The 19466-nt window shown below is 62.3% G+C and carries 19 protein-coding genes; 10 read left to right on the top strand and 9 right to left on the bottom strand.

Features of this window, described 5'->3' with window-relative positions:
* The first annotated feature begins 182 nt into the window (after positions 1-182).
* Positions 183-593 (top strand): PRC-barrel domain-containing protein, encoded by a 411-nt coding sequence (locus tag ACXJKO_RS02370; protein WP_457089473.1) that lies wholly within the window; start codon positions 183-185, stop codon positions 591-593.
* Between the two features lie 111 nt (positions 594-704).
* Here the strand turns inward: ACXJKO_RS02370 and ACXJKO_RS02365 are convergent, their stop codons facing one another.
* The gene (locus ACXJKO_RS02365; protein ID WP_457089472.1) at positions 705-1388 is read right to left on the bottom strand and encodes a hypothetical protein; all 684 of its coding nucleotides are present in this window, start codon (positions 1386-1388) and stop codon (positions 705-707) included.
* A 1245-nt stretch (positions 1389-2633) separates the two neighbouring features.
* Between ACXJKO_RS02365 and ACXJKO_RS02360 the strand changes: the two genes are divergently transcribed.
* The 3 genes from ACXJKO_RS02360 (at position 2634) to ACXJKO_RS02350 (ending at position 5264) form a co-directional block, all read left to right on the top strand.
* Positions 2634-3725: an ATP-dependent DNA helicase gene (locus ACXJKO_RS02360; protein ID WP_457089471.1), complete on the top strand. Its 1092-nt coding sequence runs from the start codon at positions 2634-2636 to the stop codon at positions 3723-3725.
* An 80-nt stretch (positions 3726-3805) separates the two neighbouring features.
* Positions 3806-3982 (top strand): DUF1328 domain-containing protein, encoded by a 177-nt coding sequence (locus ACXJKO_RS02355; RefSeq protein ID WP_457089470.1) that lies wholly within the window; start codon positions 3806-3808, stop codon positions 3980-3982.
* Positions 3983-4175: 193 nt separating this feature from the next.
* Positions 4176-5264: a TRAP transporter substrate-binding protein gene (locus ACXJKO_RS02350; RefSeq protein ID WP_457089469.1), complete on the top strand. Its 1089-nt coding sequence runs from the start codon at positions 4176-4178 to the stop codon at positions 5262-5264.
* 55 nt (positions 5265-5319) lie between these two features.
* Here ACXJKO_RS02350 and ACXJKO_RS02345 read toward each other — a convergent pair whose 3' ends face one another.
* Entirely contained in the window at positions 5320-6153 is an 834-nt protein-coding gene (locus ACXJKO_RS02345) for a lytic murein transglycosylase (RefSeq protein WP_457089468.1), read from the bottom strand.
* A 154-nt stretch (positions 6154-6307) separates the two neighbouring features.
* On the opposite strand from ACXJKO_RS02345, the gene ACXJKO_RS02340 reads away from it, so the two are divergent.
* Positions 6308-6934 (top strand): hypothetical protein, encoded by a 627-nt coding sequence (locus ACXJKO_RS02340; protein WP_457089467.1) that lies wholly within the window; start codon positions 6308-6310, stop codon positions 6932-6934.
* Positions 6935-6997: 63 nt separating this feature from the next.
* Complete coding sequence (gene arsC, locus ACXJKO_RS02335; protein WP_457089466.1) at positions 6998-7423, top strand: arsenate reductase (glutaredoxin); 426 nt, start codon at positions 6998-7000, stop codon at positions 7421-7423.
* Here the strand turns inward: arsC and ACXJKO_RS02330 are convergent.
* The 5 genes from ACXJKO_RS02330 to hrcA all read right to left on the bottom strand — a co-directional run bounded on the left by ACXJKO_RS02330 (position 7420) and on the right by hrcA (position 14349).
* Positions 7420-8655 (bottom strand): MFS transporter, encoded by a 1236-nt coding sequence (locus tag ACXJKO_RS02330; protein WP_457089465.1) that lies wholly within the window; start codon positions 8653-8655, stop codon positions 7420-7422. The two genes, arsC and ACXJKO_RS02330, sit on opposite strands and share 4 nt — an antisense overlap.
* A 238-nt stretch (positions 8656-8893) precedes the next feature.
* On the bottom strand, positions 8894-10699 hold the full coding sequence (lepA, locus tag ACXJKO_RS02325) for a translation elongation factor 4 (RefSeq protein WP_457089464.1): 1806 nt from the start codon (positions 10697-10699) through the stop codon (positions 8894-8896).
* Between the two features lie 110 nt (positions 10700-10809).
* Complete coding sequence (locus ACXJKO_RS02320; RefSeq protein WP_457089463.1) at positions 10810-12288, bottom strand: SulP family inorganic anion transporter; 1479 nt, start codon at positions 12286-12288, stop codon at positions 10810-10812.
* 406 nt (positions 12289-12694) lie between these two features.
* The gene (locus ACXJKO_RS02315) at positions 12695-13123 is read right to left on the bottom strand and encodes a hypothetical protein (protein ID WP_457089462.1); all 429 of its coding nucleotides are present in this window, start codon (positions 13121-13123) and stop codon (positions 12695-12697) included.
* A gap of 134 nt (positions 13124-13257) precedes the next feature.
* Positions 13258-14349, bottom strand: coding sequence for a heat-inducible transcriptional repressor HrcA (gene hrcA / locus ACXJKO_RS02310; RefSeq protein WP_457089461.1), 1092 nt, complete (start codon positions 14347-14349; stop codon positions 13258-13260).
* A 147-nt stretch (positions 14350-14496) separates the two neighbouring features.
* Between hrcA and rph the strand changes: the two genes are divergently transcribed.
* Both rph and rdgB read left to right on the top strand, forming a co-directional pair.
* On the top strand, positions 14497-15210 hold the full coding sequence (gene rph / locus ACXJKO_RS02305) for a ribonuclease PH (protein ID WP_457089460.1): 714 nt from the start codon (positions 14497-14499) through the stop codon (positions 15208-15210).
* A complete protein-coding gene (gene rdgB / locus ACXJKO_RS02300) occupies positions 15207-15848 on the top strand; it encodes an RdgB/HAM1 family non-canonical purine NTP pyrophosphatase (protein WP_457089459.1) in 642 nt (213 codons plus the stop codon). Before rph ends, rdgB begins: the two co-directional genes overlap by 4 nt.
* A gap of 186 nt (positions 15849-16034) precedes the next feature.
* Here rdgB and ACXJKO_RS02295 read toward each other — a convergent pair whose 3' ends face one another.
* Positions 16035-16511: a DUF2852 domain-containing protein gene (locus ACXJKO_RS02295; protein ID WP_457089458.1), complete on the bottom strand. Its 477-nt coding sequence runs from the start codon at positions 16509-16511 to the stop codon at positions 16035-16037.
* 123 nt (positions 16512-16634) lie between these two features.
* Positions 16635-17306 (bottom strand): TetR/AcrR family transcriptional regulator, encoded by a 672-nt coding sequence (locus ACXJKO_RS02290; protein WP_457089457.1) that lies wholly within the window; start codon positions 17304-17306, stop codon positions 16635-16637.
* Positions 17307-17591: 285 nt separating this feature from the next.
* Here ACXJKO_RS02290 and hemW point away from each other — a divergent pair, with 285 nt between their 5' ends.
* Entirely contained in the window at positions 17592-18752 is a 1161-nt protein-coding gene (hemW, locus tag ACXJKO_RS02285) for a radical SAM family heme chaperone HemW (protein WP_457089456.1), read from the top strand.
* A 71-nt stretch (positions 18753-18823) separates the two neighbouring features.
* Entirely contained in the window at positions 18824-19453 is a 630-nt protein-coding gene (locus tag ACXJKO_RS02280) for a LysE family translocator (RefSeq protein ID WP_457089455.1), read from the top strand.
* The last annotated feature ends 13 nt before the right edge of the window (positions 19454-19466 follow it).

The following is a 19466-nucleotide window of genomic DNA, read 5'->3' as shown; positions in this document are numbered from 1 at the left end:
CCTTCGATGTCCTGGGATTCACAAACGTGGATCAACGTGAGGGCGATCGCGGCGGTTCCTACGGCAGCGCTTGCGGCCGGGAGCATACGCGCGACCGGAAGGCCATGCGGACGAAGGCTTTGGCTCGGAACCGGGGTTTTGACGGAGCGTTGCCTTATATCTTCAACGATAAGGAGTGAGACATGCAGACGACGGCACAAAGCGGTGACGTCCGCGAGACCCACAGCCTCATCGCCAGCGATAAGGTGGAAGGAACGCCGGTGCGCCGCACCGACGGCGACAAGATCGGCACCATCGAGCGCGTGATGATCGAGAAGCGGTCCGGCAAGGTCGCTTACGCGGTCATGAGCTTCGGCGGCTTCATGGGCCTCGGCGAGGAATACTACACGCTGCCCTGGAGCGTCCTGAAGTACAATACGGAGCTCGACGCCTACGAGCTCAACCTCAACGAAGACCAGCTGCGCGGGGCTCCCCGCCGCACGGCCGAGGGGCACGATGCCTCCTACGACCGGGAATGGGAGGAGCACGTCCACCGCTACTACAACGCCACCCCCTATTGGGGCGACAGCGACCCGATGAGCACCGGCCGCTGATCAGACCGACCCTAGAAAAAGAAAATCGCCCGGCTTTCACCGGGCGATTTTTTATGCCCATGCGCCGGTGACAGGCGGAAGCCCTATCCCGGCGCATGGGGCATGCTTGTCTTAGCGCTTCTTCGCGGGGCTCTTGCGAGCGCCGGTCGAACGCTTGGCGACCTTGCCGGACTTCTTCGTAGCGGAAGTACGGCTGGAGGCTGCGGCGGCGCGCTTCGTCGTGGACTTGGCGGCCGTCTTGCGGGCCGAAGCCTTCACCGCAGTGCGGCTGGAGCTGCGGGCAGCGGTCTTGCGGGCCGTGGTCTTGCGAGCCGTGGCCTTGGCAGCCGTCTTGCGAGCGGCGGGCTTGCGAGCCGTGGACTTCTTCGCAGCCGACTTCGTCGACTTCGCAGCAGTCTTCTTGGCAGCGGTCTTGCGAGCCGTCGTCTTGGCTGCAGACTTCACGGCCGACTTGGCCGAGGTCTTCTTCGCGGCGGTCTTGCGTGCCGTGGTCTTCTTGGCAGCAGACTTCCGAGCCGTGGACTTCACGGCCGACTTGGCCGAGGTCTTGGCAGCAGACTTCCGAGCCGTCGTCTTGGCTGCGGTCTTCTTAGCTGCGGGCTTCTTGGCAGTGGTCTTCTTCGCAGCGGTCTTCGTGCCGGCCTTCTTCGTGCTCTTGCGAGCCGAGGAAGTGCTGGCCTTCTTGGCGCTGGTCTTGGAGCCCTTCTTGGCTCCGCTCTTTTTCTTGGTGCTGGTCGCACCGGTGTCACCCGTGAACAATGCTGTCAGCGGGTTGGACTTAACATCAATCGGCATAGCCGCCTCCTTCAAGGGCCTTCGCGCGCAACCGTCACGCTTGGAAGGCAACGTCGTTATACCAAGCGGGTTCCGATTAACGGAAAGTGTAGAAAGTAGAACGGGCACTTTTTCTGTGGATACTTTCGCCGGATAACCCGCCTGAACTTGCACTTTCAGCACGCGATAGAAGGCGAAAGAAACGACTCAATGAGTCTCTTCTTGGGACACCTCGTCATCACTTCCACTCTATGATCGTCATCATGAGCGCTACTTTAAAATCCTTTTATATCAATATGTTAGAAGCGATGTTGAGGCGGAGGTCGCGCAATCTCCCTTCGATGATGCCGCCTGCGCAGACCTGCGGAAGTACATGTTCCCATGGAGGTTTCGAGGCGTGTTTCGGGAGGCATTTCGAGGCTGAAAATTTTTTTGTGCGTTCCGGTCGAAAAACATGCTCCGCGCATGTCCAAACGACCGTGCGATGTGTCAGGCGCGACGAGAATCACTTCAACGAGCGGTGACGTAGCGACAGGATCAGGAGCATCACGAGGCGTGTTCGACGCGCTCCCGATTACGTCTCTCGTCAGCCTGCGCGGAGCATCGATCGGTGCGCTTGCGGGGTCGGTTGGCGAGGCTCGATCTCGATCAATTGCCGGGATGYGACGAGCGGCTCGGCGCACCCGATGTGCACGGCAGATGAGCGATGGGGCGGGCCCTATCACGGCGTTGTCATCACGGCCTCGGAAGGTGGTCAGGATCGTTGCGTGGGCTCGTGTTGAACACTCGCGCCCGACCGGGAGAAACCCATCTGCCAGCTTCTGCTTCGCATCGTGGAGCGGATGCTCCGGGGCGCCCGCCGTGCGTCTCGCCGACAAGGCCGGAGAGCGACGCTTCAACGGGTTACGGCAAAGGCTGCGCAAGCTGTAGCGGAGAGGGTTCATGTGGTGCCTCGCGGGTGTGCGCAGTGCGCTTCCTCACACGTCCCGGATCGAGTCAGAAATTGTCAAAACCCTTGTGGTTGGTGGACTTCATGCTGGTCGCACCTGCTGTTGCACGCGGGCTCCGAGCTTTGACACTTGACCTCCCGGCTGGTTTCGGGAATGCCTGCGGCGCAGCCAAAAGGTCGCGTGTATCCTGCAAACTCGGCATCGCATTTGTAATCGCCCCGCATTATGGTGACGCCTCGATTTCGAGCCCTCTCCACAAGCTTGGGGGATCGTCCTCCGCCCATCCCTTCCGTCTGGATCAAGAAACGCAATCTCCATGAGCTGGTCGCCGCAACAGGATGCCGCCCTGAAAGCCGTCGCAGATTGGCTGCGCCAGGGTGATCGTCCGGTCTTTCGCCTCTTCGGATATGCAGGTACGGGCAAGACGACTCTTGCCCGGCACATCGCCGAGGGCGTCGATGGCGAGGTGTCGTTCGGCGCCTATACCGGCAAGGCGGCCCTGGTGTTGCGGACCAAGGGATGCGCCGACGCATCGACCATTCATTCCATGATCTACCGGTCGCGGGAGGGCGATGAAAACGGTCCGCAATTCGTCATCAACCGGCAGAGCCAGGCCGCGAAATCCGACCTCATCGTGATCGACGAATGCTCGATGGTGGACGAGGAACTGGGCCGCGATCTCCTGTCCTTCGGCAAGCCCGTTCTCGTGCTCGGCGATCCGGCGCAGCTGCCGCCGGTGAAGGGCGGAGGCTTTTTCACCGAGGCCGAACCCGACGTCATGCTCACGGAAGTACATCGGCAGGCCAAAGATAATCCCATCGTTCATCTTTCCATGATCGTTCGGGAAGGCGGTCATCTGGAGCTTGGAACCTATGGAAACAGCCGGATTATCCGCCGGAGGGAGATCGATGCGGATACCGTCATGAAGGCCGATCAGGTGCTCGTCGGGCTCAACAAGACGAGGCGCCTCTACAACACGCGCCTGCGCGAGCTGAACGGCTATCGCAGCCCCATGCCGGCGGTTGGCGAGAAGCTGGTCTGCCTGCGCAACGACAAGACCAAGGCCCTGCTCAACGGCGGCACCTGGAGCATCCAGACCCTGCGCGGCATCCGCAACGACTTCATCCGCATGGACGTGCTGGCCGACGACGATGCCAGACGCCGGTCCGTGGAGGTTTCGGTCCACAAGGCTTTCTTCGAAGGCACGGAAGAGGAGGTGCCCTTCGCGCTGCGCAAGGAATCCGACGAGTTCACCTTCGGCTACGCGCTCACCGTGCACAAAGCCCAGGGTTCGCAATGGGACGATCTGGTGCTCTTCGATGAATCCTATGCCTTCAGGGAGCATCGCAGCCGCTGGCTCTATACCGGGCTCACGCGTGCAGCCGATACGGTGACCGTGGTGATGTAAGGCCTTCTCGTCGGTAGAAGGAACCTGCCTCGCCCTCAATGCTTATGCTTCAAGCTCAACTATTCGATGAGGCTTGAACAATGTTGAAATGGGCCCTGATCTTTCTCGTCGTCTCCCTCGTGGCGGGTGCCCTCGGCTTCACCGGTGTCGCCTCGGGCGCTAAGACGATTGCGAAGGTCCTGTTCGGCATCTTCCTGGTCGGCTTCATCCTTCTCGTGCTCCTGGCGTGGGGCGCCGGAGAGCTGTTCCTGTTTTAAAGGGCAGGCCGTCGCAAGCGTGTGCCATAGCGCCAAGCATGCATCTGGCGCATGCGGTCAATGCTCCAGCGGCCCTCCCTCCTTTCCTAAAGCTCAGTAAGAGAGACGTCTCGCCTTTTGCGTTTTATAGTGCGTTCTTGAAACTTTATGTCTCGGGCGCGCTTTAAAACCTCAGAACAAGAAAGAGACGCCCATGAAACGCCGTGCATTCCTCAAGGCCGCCACTGTCGGTGCGGCTGCGGGAACCATTGCGATGCCCGCCATTGCCCAGTCCTCGCCGGAAATTCGCTGGCGCCTGACATCCGCCTTCCCGAAATCCCTCGATACCCTCTACGGTGGCGGCGAGACGCTGTCCAAACTCGTGTCCGAGGCGACGGACGGCAAGTTCATCATCCAGCCCTTCGCGCCGGGTGAGATCGTCGGCACGCCGCAGGCGGCCGATGCGATTGCCGGCGGCACAGTGGAGATGGGCCATACCTGCTCGTACTACTATGTCGGCAAGGACCCGACTTTCGCCATCGGCACCAACCTGCCGTTCGGCCTCAACTCGCGCCAGACCAATGCGTGGCTCTACCACGGTGGCGGCAATCAGCTGCTGAACGAGTTCTATGCCAAGCATAACCTCTATGCGCTTCCCGCCGGCAACACCGGCGCGCAGATGGGCGGCTGGTTCCGGAAAGAGATCAAGACCGTTCAGGATCTGCAGGGCCTCAAGATGCGCATCGCGGGTCTTGCCGGCCAGATCATGGGCAAGCTCGGCGTCGTGCCGCAACAGATCGCCGGCGGCGATCTCTATCCCTCGCTCGAGCGCGGCACCATTGATGCTGCCGAGTGGGTTGCGCCCTATGACGACGACAAGCTCGGTCTCAACAAGGTCGCCCCTTATTACTACTACCCGGGCTTCTGGGAAGGCGGGCCGGCCATCCACTTCTTCATCAATCTGCAGAAGTGGAACGAGCTGCCGAAGGCCTATCAGGCTGCCATTCAATCGGCTGCGGGCTATGTGAACGTGGACACGCAGGCCAAGTACGACGCCAAGAATCCGGCAGGCCTGCGCAACCTCATCGGCAACGGCGCGCAGCTGCGTCCGTTCTCGCAGGAGATCATGGAAGCGGCCTACAAGGCAGCCAACGAGATCTACGACGAGATCTCCGCCAAGAACCCCGATTTCAAGAAGCTCTACGACAGCTACAAGGCGTTCCGGAACGAGGAATATCTGTGGTTCCAGGTTGCCGAATACGCCTACGATACCTTCATGATCCGCGCCCGCGCACGGGGCTGATCAGGCTCGCAAAGACAATGAAAGGGCGGCCTCGGTGCCGCCCTTTTTCGTGGTCTTACTGACTGGCGAAAGACGATGTGTCGCCGCCCGCGAGCTTAGTGGCGTAGAACGCGATCGTGCGTGAGTAGACCTGCGACTTGTTCCAGGCACGGATCGCCTCGAAATTCGCGGAGCCCGGCTCCCAGCCGCCGCCTCGCGACCAGCCGTGGCCCTTCAGGTAATTAGCGGTGGATGCCAGCACGTCTGCTGGGCTGTGCAGCAGATCCGCACGCCCGTCGCCGTCAAAATCGACAGCGTATTTCACGTAGTTCGACGGCATGAACTGGGTCTGTCCCATTTCGCCTGCCCACGCCCCGCGCATCTCGCCAGGCGTCAGGTCTCCGTGGTCGACGATGCGCAGGGCATCGAAGAGATGGGCTTGGAAGAATTCCGAGCGGCGGCAATCATAGGCGAGCGTGGCGACCGAGCGAATGACGGGAAGGTTGCCCTTCACCGCGCCGAAATCGGTCTCCAATCCCCAGATTGCGACGAGCACCGGACCCGGCACGCCGTAGCGCTGCTCGATGCGCGCGAGAGTGGCCGCGTGGCGCTTGAGCATGTTGGCACCGCCCTTGAGACGACCGGGCGAGACCATGCGCCCGGCGAATTGCTCGAAACTCTGCTTGAACACGCCCTGGCCGCGATCGCGCCGGATGATGCCTTGGTCAAAGGTGACACCTGCCAATCCCTGCTCCACCGCGCGGGGTGAAATGCCCTGTGCGATGGCTTCCTGCTGGATATCGCCGAGCCATTTCTCGAAACCCGCCGGATCGCGGCATGTGGCGGCCGAAGCAGATCCTGCGGCAACCAGGAGGGTTGCGATGAATGAAGCGCGCATCAAGGCCTTCATGAGTTCTCTCCTGAAATCGTCTAGCTGTTGAACGAGGTAGGGCCGACACACCGCAACTCAAGGCCACGCCTTGCCGCAAACCCAAACAACGCAACCCACCGGAGGATTCGAGCGTTGCTATAGGAAGGCCTTATTGCTCGCCTTGGGGAATACGATGATCCAAGCCCTGACAATGCGCTCGTGCTCCGCTGCCCTCGCGGCGTTGCTGTGCCTGTCGCCGATGGCGCAAGCCGCCAACGTTCCCCTCGACGGTTCATGGCAGGGGAGTGTGCAGGTGCGCTTCGATGCGCGCGTGGGTCAGACACGTGTGCTAGGTCCCGCCGCGCACGAGGCCTGTTTCGCGCTGTCGCTGCCGCAGGAATGGCGCTCGCAGACCGGCGGTCTGGATACCCGCCTGAAGGCGGTGTTCTCCAATGCCGAATTGGAGGTGAGCATGCGTCCCGCGCATGAGTTGCGCGGCCTGCCGCAGCCCGATCTCGCAAGCCGCGACGCCGCGTTGCTGCAGCGGGATTACGAGAATCTGCTCGGGCGTCCGGCGCAATCTATTTCGCTCGCATCGCTCTCCACCGGTGCGACGCGCTGGTCCGCCACCTGGATCGATGCCCATCTGCCCTCCGGCGCCCAAGGCATGACTGTCGAAACGCTGATCGTGCCGCTGTCGAGCGATTGGGTGCTTGAGCTCTCCCTGACCAATGTCGAGGAGAAGGGGCAGTATGAAACACTGATGAAGGCCATACTGACGAGCCTGAAAGTGCAGCGCGGTCCTGCCTGCGCAGTGTGATCCGTTTCAGGAGATTGCACGCTTCATCCCTCCTGCGTTATGCGTAAGGAATTGGAGCAAGCCATGGACGTGGTCATCTATCACAATCCGCAATGCGGCACCTCGCGTAACGCCCTCGGCCTCATCCGCAATGCAGGCATCGAGCCGCACGTGATCGAGTATCTGAAAACGCCGCCGACCCGTCTCCTGCTGCGCGAGCTCATTGCACGCATGGGCGTGAGTGTCCGCGACGTCATCCGTGAGAAGGACACGCCTTATCACGAGCTCGGCCTCTCCGATCCGGGCTTGAGCGACGACCAGTTGCTCGACGCCATGATGGAGCATCCCATCCTCATCAACCGTCCCATCGTTGTCACACCGCTCGGCGTGCGCCTCTGCCGTCCCTCGGAAGCGGTGATCGAGATCCTGCCGCCGCAGCAAGGCGAGTTCCGCAAGGAGGATGGCGAACTGGTCGTCGATGCATCCGGGCGGCGTGCTGGGACGGCTTAGGACGCATCCAGCCGCGTGCCGACGGGGATCGTCGGTTCGATGACGAAGTTCTCCTTCTCCTCGGTCGGAGGAGCTGCGCGCTGGAGGCTGCGATAGGCCCCCCAGATCGCCATGAGCGCCTGGGCGATGATGACGATGTAGAGCAGCCCGAGGCGTCCGAATTCCGTCATCGCAAAGCCCGAGATCACTGGCCCGATCACCGAACCCACGCCTTGCAGGATAAGAAGGCCGCCGGCCGCCGCCACGAACTCGCCGGGGCGGACCATGTCGTTCACATGCGCGGTGACGATGCTGTAGGTGGGGATCACGCTGCCGCCGAAGATTGCCACATAGACGAAGACCACCCACACCGGCACCGCCTGCGGCACGAAATTGATGAGCACCAGCAGGATCGCCGCAGCCATGGCTGCCGTGCCGACGATCACGTGGCGCCGGTCCATGCGGTCGGACAACCAGCCGAGCGGCCATGTGGTGAGGAAGCCGCCCAGCGTGCCGCAGGCCATGAAGATCGCGATTTCCGCCGTGCTCAATCCTCGCTCCTGCGCCCAGAGGGGACCGAGGGCGAAGAACGAACTCGTGGTGATGCCGCAGAGCACCGCCGCCRCCACGCCGAAAGGCGATTGGCGGTAAAGCTGCACGATGTTGATCCGGGTATCGCTCACCGCATGAGCAGGAGCGCCCGCGCGCGAGAGCGCGGTGGGCACCAGCGAGAGACAGATGAGAATGGCGACGAAGCAGAAGAGCTGGAAACTGGCGGGATCGCCCGTGGGCAGAAGCATCTGTCCGCCGATGCCTGCGATGAGGCCCGTCATGCCGTACACGCTGAGAACCTGCCCGCGCGTCTGGGCGGTGACGGAGGCGTTGAGCCAGCTTTCCACCACGATGAAAAGGCCCGCGAAACAAAAGCCCGTCAGCGCCCGGGCCGCGATCCACACGGCAGGACTGATCACGAGGATATGAAGCAGCGCGGTGCTTGCCGCGATGGCCGCAAGAGCCGCGAAGGTGCGCGTATGCCCGACCTGCGTGATCACCCGTCCCGCCCACAACGAGCCAACGACAATGCCCGCCCAGAACGCCGACCCGACGGCGCCGATCTGCGCAGGCGAAAACTGCTCCAGACTACCCCGCACGCTCAGCAATGTGCCCTGCAGGGTATTGCCGATCTGAATGAGGGCATAGCCGAGAAGCAGCGCGAGCAGAGTGGGCAGCACGGAGCGCATGGAGGTGGGCATAAGCTCTCCTAGAAGCAAATTCGATCCATGTCGTGAGAGCCCGGTCCGCATTCATGACGCGCCAAAGCCCGGCATAAAAGAAATGCCGTGCCATGATAATGTCGGTGGGAGCCAAGCCCTGTGCGTGGGTTGAACTCGGACCAGGAGGGCAGGGTTCCGAAGTTTCAATTTGCCGGGGCCAACAAAAAAGCCCGGCTTGCTGCCAAGCCGGGCTTTAGAGAGTCAGGATTGGCGCGCCTCAGGTGTCCATCTTCAGGGCGGCGATGAAAGCTTCCTGCGGGATGTCGACCTTGCCGAACTGGCGCATGCGCTTCTTGCCTTCCTTCTGCTTGTCGAGCAGCTTGCGCTTACGGGAGGCGTCGCCGCCGTAGCACTTGGCGGTCACGTCCTTGCGCAGSGCGCGGATGGTTTCGCGGGCGATGATCTTGCCGCCGATGGCCGCCTGAACCGGGATCTGGAACATGTGCGGCGGGATCAGTTCTTTCAGCTTCTCGCACATGGCGCGGCCGCGGCTCTCGGCGCGGTCGCGGTGGACCAGCATGGAGAGCGCGTCCACGGGCTCTGCATTGACCAGCACCGACATCTTCACGAGGTCGCCCTCGCGATAATCGGAGATGTGATAGTCGAAGGACGCGTAGCCCTTCGAGATCGACTTCAGGCGGTCGTAGAAATCGAACACCACTTCGTTCAGCGGCAGGTCATAGACCACCATGGCGCGCTTGCCGACATAGTTCAGGTCGATCTGCACGCCGCGCCGATCCTGGCACAGCTTGAGGACGGAGCCGAGATAATCGTCGGGGGTGAGGATCGTGGCGCGGATCCACGGCTCCTCGATGGTCTCGATCTTCATCACGTCCGGCATGTCGGCCGGGTTGTGCAACTCGATGGTCGAGCCGTCGCGCAGCTTCAGGTGATACACCACGGAAGGCGCGGTGGAGATGAGGTCGAGGTTGAACTCGCGCTCCAGGCGCTCCTGAATGATTTCGAGATGCAACAGGCCGAGGAAACCGCAGCGGAAACCGAAGCCCAGCGCCGCCGATGTTTCCATCTCGTAGGAGAAGCTGGCATCGTTGAGGCGCAGCTTGCCCATGGCGCCGCGCAGGTTCTCGAACTCGGCGGCATCGACGGGGAAGAGGCCGCAGAACACCACCGGCTGCACGGGCTTGAAGCCCGGAAGCGCTTGCGCCGTCGGCTTGCGGTCGTCGGTGATGGTGTCGCCGACGCGGGTATCGGCCACTTCCTTGATCGAGGCGGTGAAGAAGCCGACCTCGCCCGGGCCGAGCACGGCCATCTCGGTCATTTTCGGATTGAACACGCCGACGCGGTCGAGGCTGTAGGTGGCGTTGGTGCCCATCATCTTGATGGTCTGGCCCTTCTTCAGGGTGCCGTCGATGATGCGCACCAGCACGACCACGCCGAGATAGGCGTCGTACCAGGAATCGACCAGGAGCGCTTTGAGCGGCGCATCCGGGTCGCCCTTCGGCGGCGGCAGCTTCTTGACGATGGCTTCCAGCACGCCCTCGATATTGAGGCCGCTCTTGGCCGAAACCGGCACGGCCTCGGAGGCGTCGATGCCGATCACCTCCTCGATCTGCTCCTTGATCCGGTCCGGATCGGCGGCGGGCAGGTCGATCTTGTTGAGGACGGGCACGATCTCGTGGTTGGCGTCGATGGCCTGGTAGACGTTGGCAAGCGTCTGCGCCTCGACGCCCTGGGAGGCGTCCACCACCAGCAGGGAGCCTTCACAGGCCGCGAGCGAGCGCGAGACCTCGTAGGCGAAGTCCACGTGGCCGGGGGTGTCCATGAGATTCAGGATATAGGTCTTGCCGTCCTGGGCCTTGTATTCCAGGCGCACGGTCTGCGCTTTGATGGTGATGCCGCGCTCGCGCTCGATATCCATGTTGTCGAGCACCTGCTCCGTCATCTCACGGGCGGTGAGCGCCCCCGTGGTCTGGATCAGGCGGTCGGCGAGCGTCGACTTGCCGTGGTCGATATGAGCCACGATGGAGAAGTTGCGGATGTTGTCGAACGTACGTGCGGTCATCATAAAACTCGGGCGGGTATGAAACCCTGTTGGCCGGGCAATAGCAGCCCGGCCCCATAAAGCCAAGGGAAGGCGGTGTCGCGTGGCCGTTTCCGGCCTTTTGCGGCCCTTTAGTGCCCCGAGGCCAGCTTGGCCCCTTCCTTGTTGTGGGTGCCCAGGCGATCCACCAACGTAGCGCTCGCCTCGTTGAGGCCCACGATCTCCACCGGAATATCGTGGCGGCGGAATTTCAGCACAACCCGATCGAGGGCGTTGATGCCGGTAATATCCCAGAAATGGGAGGCATGGACGTCGATGACGACCTTCTCTAGGTTCTCCTCGCGGAAGTCGAAGGCGCTGTGGAAGGCCTCGGCCGTGGCGAAGAAGATTTCCCCATTCACGCGGTAGGTGCGCACGTTACCCTCCCGGCTCGACTCTACCTGGAAGAACTTGGCGACCTTTCGAGCGAAGAAGATGCCGCTCAGGATCACGCCCACCAGCACGCCCTTGGCGAGGTCATGGGTGAGGACCACCACGGCGACGGTGGCCAGCATCACGATGCTGGAACTCTTCGGATGGAAGCGCATGGCCAGGATCGAGCCCCATTGGAAGGTGTTGATCGAGACCATGATCATCACCGCGACGAGGGCCGCCATGGGGATCTGGCGCACCCAATCGTCCAGAACGAGAATGAGGAAGAGCAGGAATGCGCCGGCCCAGAAGGTCGACAGCCTGCCGCGTCCGCCGGAAGACACGTTGATCACCGACTGGCCGATCATGGCGCAGCCCGCCATGCCGCCGAAGAAGCCCGCTACGATATTAGCGAGGCCCTGGCCCGTGCATTCCCTGTTCTTGGAGCTGTCCGTATCCGTCATCTCGTCCACGATGGCGGCGGTCATGAGGGATTCGAGCAAGCCCACCATCGTGAGAGTAAGCGAGTAGGGCAGGATGATCTTGAGCGTCTCGAGATTCAGCGGCACGTCGGGAAATGCGAAGGTGGGTAGGGCGCTCGGGAGCTGGCCCATGTCGCCCACAGTACGAAGGTCGAAGCCGAAATAAATGGAGATCGCCGTCAGGAGCACGATGGTGACGAGCGCGGAAGGCACGGCTTTCGTCACCAGCGGCAGCAGATAGATGATGGCAAGGCCCACCGCGACCATGCCATACATGAGCGGAGGCGCGCCGTTGAACTCCGGCAACTGCGCCATGAAGATGAGAATGGCGAGCGCGTTCACGAAGCCTGTCACGACGGAGCGTGAGACGAAGCGCATGAGGTCGCCGAGCCGGAGAAAACCCGCCAGGATCTGAAGCGCACCGGTGAGAAGCGTGGCGGCGAGCAGGTATTGCAGCCCGTGATCCTTCACGAGCGATCCCATGACGAGCGCCATGGCGCCGGTCGCGGCGGAGATCATGCCGGGGCGTCCGCCCGCGATGGCGGTGATGATGGCGATGCAGAACGAGGCGTAGAGACCGACCTGCGGATCGACGCCGGCGATGATCGAGAAGGCGATGGCTTCCGGAATGAGGGCGAGGGCAACGACAGTGCCGGCGAGGAGATCGGCGCGAACGTTCGGAAACCATTCGGCCTTGAGGCGGGAGAGGTGCGTCATGTCAAAAATCTCGGGGGCCGTCGAAGGGCATGATCGACCGCGATGGCGCGCTTCCTGCGGAGCAAGGTGCCTTGCGGTAGAATAGAAATGGGGAAGCTTCAGCGCGCATGGCTGCGCCGTGACGCAAGCGCTACGGCGGCGTCATCTGCGAAAATAGGACAAGAACCATCGTCTGGAGCATGCAAACCTGCATAACAGGCTCCAGCTGCAATGCAATGACGATTCGCTTTCAAAGCCATGACCTTGACGCATGCGACAAGGATTTAATCGCGTGGCGATTCGCCCGCAATCGGCCTGCATGATTTCACCGCTCTTCAGGCGGTACTTGAAGAGCGGGGGAGTTAGATAATCATCGGCTCAATACGAGAAACGCGGACTCACATCCGCGCTTGTCGTGGTGATTAGACTAGCGGGCGCATTCCACAGGAACGCGTGAGCTCGTGCCAGGGATCAGAACAGTGCGGCAGACCATGCCGTTGATGTAGCTGATCTCATGCGGCGCTGCATACGGGAAGAGCGAACCCGGAGTGCCGGACACGGCTCCGCCCGGAACAGGGGCTGGAAGGATGCTGCCGGTGGTCATGGGTTCCATGCCGGGCGCCATGTCTGGAGCCAAGCCGACAACACCGCTCGGGCCTGCGCATTGAATCGGAATGCGCTGATTGCTGCCGCGATCGAGCACGGTGCGGCAGGGCATTCCGTTGATGATCTGCACTTCATTAGGAGCGGCATATGGGAATGGGGAATTCGGCGTCCCGCTGAGCTGCGCCTGGGCCGAACCGAGCGCGCCAAGGATGATGAAACCGGTCCCGGCGAGAATAGTAAGCGTTTTCACTGGAGCCTCCTCGATAGACAGGAACATTGTCCAATCATGGACAAGAGGTTTAACGCGGGTGGCTACACAGGTTCCTTTATCTCACGGCAACGTGTTGAGACTGTGTCGGAATCCCTAGCGGAAGCGACAGCGGCTTATCGTCCCTGTTCGAGAATGCGCGAGATCACCTTGGCCGTGTAATCCACCATCGGCACGATGCGCGCATAGTTGAGCCGCGTCGGCCCGATGACGCCGAGAACACCTACGATCTTCTGGCTGCCGTCGCGGAAGGGCGCTGCGATCATCGAGGAGCCGGACATCGAGAACAGCTTGTTCTCCGAACCGATGAAGATGCGCACGCCTTCACCGCCTTCCGCGCGGCTGAGCAGGTCGATCACATCCGTCTGCGTTTCGAGATCGGAGAAGAGCAGGCGGATGCGGTCCAGGTCTTCAACAGCCTTCAGGTCATCGAGAAGATTGGCCTGGCCGCGCACAATGAGCTGGCGCGCGCCCACAGGACCCACGGTCGTGGCAAGGCCCGCTTCCACTAGCTTGGCGGTCAGCGCGTCGAGCTCGCGCTCCATGTCGCCGCGCCGGGTCTCGATCTCGCGCTTGATGTCGCCGATCGTCTTGCCCTGAATACGGGCGTTGAGGAAGTTTCCCGCTTCCACCAGCGCGCCGGCGGGTAGGCCAGCGGGAAGATCGAGCAGGCGGTTTTCGACCGATCCGTCCTCTGAAACGAGCACCACCAGCGCGCGGGTGGGGTCGAGCCGCACGAACTCGATATGCTTGAGCTGCGTATTGGATTTCGAGGTCACCACCACGCCCGCGCCTCGGGACACTCCGGAGAGGAGCGTGGAGGCCTCCGCGAGAGCCGTTTCGAGCGTATGGCCGGAGGCAACAGCCTTCATCTGCGCTTCGATCCGGGTCCGCTCCTCGGTGGTGACGTCGCCGATCTCCATCATCRCATCGACGAAGAACCGCAGGCCCGATTCCGTGGGCAGACGGCCCGCGCTGGTATGGGGCGAGAAGATCAGGCCCGCCGCCTCAAGATCCGCCATGACGTTGCGGATCGAGGCGGGGGAGAGCGCCATGGGGAGAAGGCGTGAGAGATGGCGCGAGCCCACGGGCTCGCCTGTCATGAGATAGCTCTCGACGATCTGGCGGAAAATTTCGCGGGAACGGTCGTTCAGCTCCGCGATGGCGCGGGGATCGGACAGGTTCGAGAAGGGGCTGGTTGGGTGCATCGAATGGTTTCTACGCTCTCACAATTCCACCATGCAAGTCAGCATTATGTGCGGACCATGCCTGCTTTCGGCAAGGCTGCCGCTTGCCTAAAGCGCTTAAGCGCCTCTAAGAGGCTTACCTGTCATCGTTTCAAGGAGAATCCGGCCATGCGTCCTTCCAACCGCGCCCCAGACGAACTGCGCCCCGTCACCCTGGAGCGAAGCGTCGCGCGCTATGCGGAGGGCTCCTGCCTGGTCTCCTTCGGCAATACGAAGGTGCTGTGCACGGCCTCGCTCGAGGAAAAAGGCCCACCGTGGCTGCGCGGCACGGGCAAGGGCTGGGTGACGGCGGAATATTCCATGCTGCCCCGCGCCACGCACGAACGCACCCGGCGCGAGGTCAATTCCGGCAAGCCTTCGGGCCGCACGCAGGAAATCCAGCGCCTCATTGGCCGTAGCTTACGCGCCGTCGTGAACCTGCCCGCCATCGGCGAGCGGCAGATCGTGCTCGATTGCGACGTGATTCAGGCCGATGGCGGCACCCGCACCGCCTCCATCACCGGCGCCTGGGTGGCCTTGCACGAATGCTTCACCTGGATGCAGGGTCGCTCGATCATCTCCATCAACCCGCTGCGTGAGCCCGTGGCCGCCATCTCCTGCGGCATCTATCAGGGCCAGCCGGTGCTCGACCTCGACTACGCGGAGGATTCCGCCGCCGAGACCGACGCCAACTTCGTCATCACCGGCTCCGGCGGCATCGTCGAGGTGCAGGGCACGGCGGAAGGCAAGCCCTTCTCCGAAGAGGAATTCCTGAGCCTGCTGAAGCTCGCCAAGGCCGGCGTGGCCCAGCTCGTCGATCTGCAGAAAAAGGCCGTGGCATGAGCCAGCGCCGTCCTCTCACCGGCAAGGTCGTCATCGCGACCCACAACGCGGGCAAGCTGCGTGAAATGCGCGAGCTGCTCGCGCCTTTCGGCATCGAGGCTGTCTCAGCGGGCGATCTCGGCCTGCCGGTTCCCGACGAGACCGGCCACATGTTCGCGGAAAACGCGGCCATCAAGGCTCATGCTGCGGCGAAGGCCACGGGATTGCCCGCATTCTCGGACGATTCCGGCCTCTGCGTTGACGCGCTCGATGGCGCGCCCGGATTGTTCACGGCGGATTGGTCCGGCCCGAACAGGGATTTTTATGCGGCCATGGAGCGGGTCCATCGCGAGATGGAAAAGCGCGAGGCCACAGACAAGCGGGCCCATTTCGTCTCCGCTCTCGTAATCGCCTGGCCCGATGGCCATGAGGAATTGTTCGAAGGCCGCGTCTTCGGCGAGGTGGTCTGGCCGCCGCGCGGAGAAAAGGGCTTCGGCTACGATCCCATGTTCAAGCCCGATGGTTTTTCCGAAACCTTCGGCGAACTGTCCTCGGACGAGAAGCACGGCGTCGACTGGTCGAAGCCGGAACCGGAAGGCCTCTCGCACCGCGCGCGCGCTTTCGTGAAGCTGGCGGCTGGGTGCTTGAAGCGAGTTTGAGAGCTCTTGCCGTCATGGCCGCACTTGTTGCGGCCATCCACGCCCACTGCATTTCCAACCCATCGCCCTCATCATGAGGTTTGTGATTTGGAAATGACAATGGCCGGAACGAGCCCGGCCATGATCAAAGAAGTTTGAACTACAAACGAAGAAGCGCCCCGGAGGGCGCTTCCCGTAGCTTAGACGTTACGCAGCCGTCGGGCCGTTGCCCCGGCGCTTGGCCATGTAGGCATCGAATTCCTCACGGTCCTTGGCGCGCTTCAGCTCGTCTACGAATTCACGGAAGTCGCGGGCCTCTTGGTCGAGCTTGCGGCGCTCTTCCTCAAGACGCTCGATTTCGCTGCGGCGGTAATCGTCGAAGGCCGCATTGCCGGTGCTGGCATAACCGAAACCACCGGCCGACCGACGCGATGAGAAGATATCGTCGGAGACACGGTTGAAGGTGTCACGGAAGAAGGCTTTCGCCTCGTCTTTTTTGGGATATCCGCACATTTTCCATACCACGTAGGCCAGCGCGAGCGGCCAGAACCAAATGAAGCCCAAGATAATTCCGACGATCTCCAACGCACGCCGGGGCGGACGCCCGCAGCGGCGATGGGCGCCGGCATTCCAGGGCCCCGGTTGAGGGCCTGAATTCCAGGCGGTGGAGGCAGAATCTGACATTTGCAGGTCCTATGTTAATGCTAACAACATTAACATGCGCGGTGACTTGGGCGGTTTCAAGAGAACAGCGCCGTTTATTTTTCGGGAGCGGGCTACGGGTTTTCGGGCTGTGTACTGCCGCACCTAGCGGGCGGTTTGCCCTGACCGGCCCTTGAGTGCGCCGTGGACGAGGGCAAGCACGCCGGCACGCAGGAGCTCGTACTTGTCCGGCAGGCCATGGCCCTTCGGCAACTGGCCGGCGGCATCCAGCGTGGCAATGCCGTGGGAGAGTGCCCAGACCTCGATGGCGATGAAACGGCCATCGACGTTCTCAAACCCTTCAGGGAAAGTTTCAGCGAGTGCCTTCACGAGATAATCGAAGGCGGCGCCCGGCGTTTTCTCGCCGTCCTTACCTTGAGCCTTGCCCCAGAACGGGCCACAGGCCTCGCCTTCCGTGGGTCTGGCCGAGAACATGGCGGCATAGAAACCGGGCTCCTGCTCCGCGAAGGCCAGATAAGCCTCGCCCATGCGGGTGAAGCGCTCCAGCGGCGTTCCCTCGCTCTGGAGAGCGCGGCCCAGCCTCTTCGCCAGTTCGTCGTAGCCCCGGAAGGCTACCTCGGCCACCAGGGCGTCACGGCCCCGGAAATGGCGGTAGAGTGCCGCCGGCGTTACGCCCACGAGCTTTGCCGCATCGGCCAGCGTGAACCCGCCAAGGCCCCGCTCGGCAATGAAGCGCTGCGCCGCCTCGATCAGCGCCTCCTTCAGATTGCCGTGGTGATAGCCCTGCCGGTCGAACGGGCCGCGCCAATGCCGCATGATGGATCCTTCGTATCTGCCCTCGACCTTAAGCCGCCGGGGCCGACTAAGCTAGGGCTTAAGGGCTCTCCAGGGTGAACAACTGCCTGGAGAAGAGGTTCAGAAATCTTTTGCACCTCCGGTGTCATCCCTGGCCAGCAGGGCCGGGAAGGGGATCCACGATCAAGCGCACCACTATGGATTCCCTTCCCCTTCGCTGGCGAGTCCTTCCGGGAATGACACCTCTGCGCTTCACGCGACAAAGGCACCCGTGACGTCCGGCGGAAGACCTGCCATATACCCCGCATGATCGATCATCCGACGCGTGATGTGGGCTTTGGCGTTTATGTCCATTGGCCTTTTTGCGCTTCCAAGTGCCCCTATTGCGACTTCAACAGCCATGTCCGCCACCAGCCGGTGGATCAGGAGCGGTTTCTGGCTGCCTTCAAGCGGGAAATCGCCCATACGGCGGCGCGCATTCCGGGGCGGACCGTCACCAGCATCTTCTTCGGCGGCGGCACGCCCTCGCTCATGAAGCCGGAAACGGTCGGCGCGATTCTCGACGCCATCGGCGGCGCTTGGAGCATGGATCCGAAGGCAGAAGTCACACTGGAAGCCAATCCCACCAGCGTCGAGGCGGAACGTTTTCGCGGCTATCGCGGGGCCGGGATCAACCGCGTATCGCTCGGCGTCCAGGCGCTCAACGATGCCGACCTGAAGCGCTTGGGGCGCATGCATTCCGTCGATGAGGCGCTGGCGGCGGTGAAGATCGCGGCTTCCATTTTCGAGCGCTATTCCTTCGACCTCATTTATGCCCGTCCCGATCAGACGCCGCAGGAATGGGGCTCGGAGCTGGAGCGGGCCATCGGCCATGCGGTTGAGCATCTCTCGCTCTACCAGCTCACCATCGAGCCGGGCACTTGGTTCCAGCGGCTCTACGATGCCGGCAAGATCAAAGTGCCGGACGAGGAGACGGGCCGCGCGCTCTATGACATCACGCAGGAGACCTGCGCGAAGCACGGGCTCCCGTCCTATGAGATCTCGAACCACGCGCGGCCGGGTGCGGAATCACAGCACAACCTGCTTTATTGGCGCTACGGCGAATATGCCGGCATCGGCCCCGGCGCGCATGGACGCCTCGTCACCGGCAACGCGCGCCTTGCCACCGCAACGGAAAAGCACCCCGAAACATGGCTGGAGCTTGTCGAGCGCGAGGGCCACGGTGTCATCGACGAGGAGGTGCTGACCTCGGAGGCTGAAGGCGATGAGTTTCTGCTCATGGGCCTTCGCCTGAAAGAAGGCATCGATGCGCGCCGCTTCGAGGCGTTTACGGGAAAATCTCTGAACGAGCGGCGCGTGCGCATTCTGAAGGAAGAGGGCCTCATCCGTATCGACGGCACGCGCATCGCCGTGACGCCGAAGGGTTCGCCTGTGCTCAATGCGGTGATCGCGGAACTGGCCGCGTAAGGTCTTGGCCTCGTCTCGACATGACAAGCCGTGCATGCAAGCTTGAAGGGCACTTTTAGAGGTTATCGTTGATGTTCGAACTCAGTAGCTTCTTGTTGTTCTTGGCCGCCGCCCTGCTCATTGCGATCACGCCGGGGCCGGGTATTTTCTACGTCGCGGCCCGCACCTTGGCCGGTGGCTATGCCGAGGGCGTCGCCTCAAGCTTCGGCACCGGTCTCGGCGGCTGTGTCCATATCGTTGCCGGCGCGCTCGGCGTCTCCGCTCTCGTCATGGCGAGCGCCGAGGCTTTCACGCTTCTGAAGCTCGCGGGCGCCGTCTATCTGGTGTGGCTCGGCTACAAGACCATTCGGGAAGCGAAGGTGGATGCGCCATCAAACGTGACGACCACCGGGGCGTGGAAGGCTTTTCGCGAGGGCATCCTGGTCGAGGCCCTGAATCCCAAGACGGCAGCCTTCTTCCTTGCCTTCATTCCGCAATTCGTTAGCCCCGCTCAGGGCAATGTCGCGCTTCAGTTCGCCGTGCTGGGCCTCGTGTCAGTGACGTTGAATACCCTCGTCGATGTGGTTGTTGCCTTCATGGCGGCACGCGCCCGCGACGGATTTGCGCGCAGGCCGAAAATCATCCGGCGCATCCGCGAAACTTCCGGCTTCGTCATGTGCGGGCTTGGAGCGGTGCTCGCCTTGGCACGCCGACCGGTTTAAAGACGAGATCCGT

It is taken from the genome of Microvirga sp. P5_D2, from assembly GCF_054049475.1.
The sequence above is the reverse complement of the archived record's forward strand: the minus strand, read 5'-3'. Positions and strand labels throughout refer to the sequence as shown.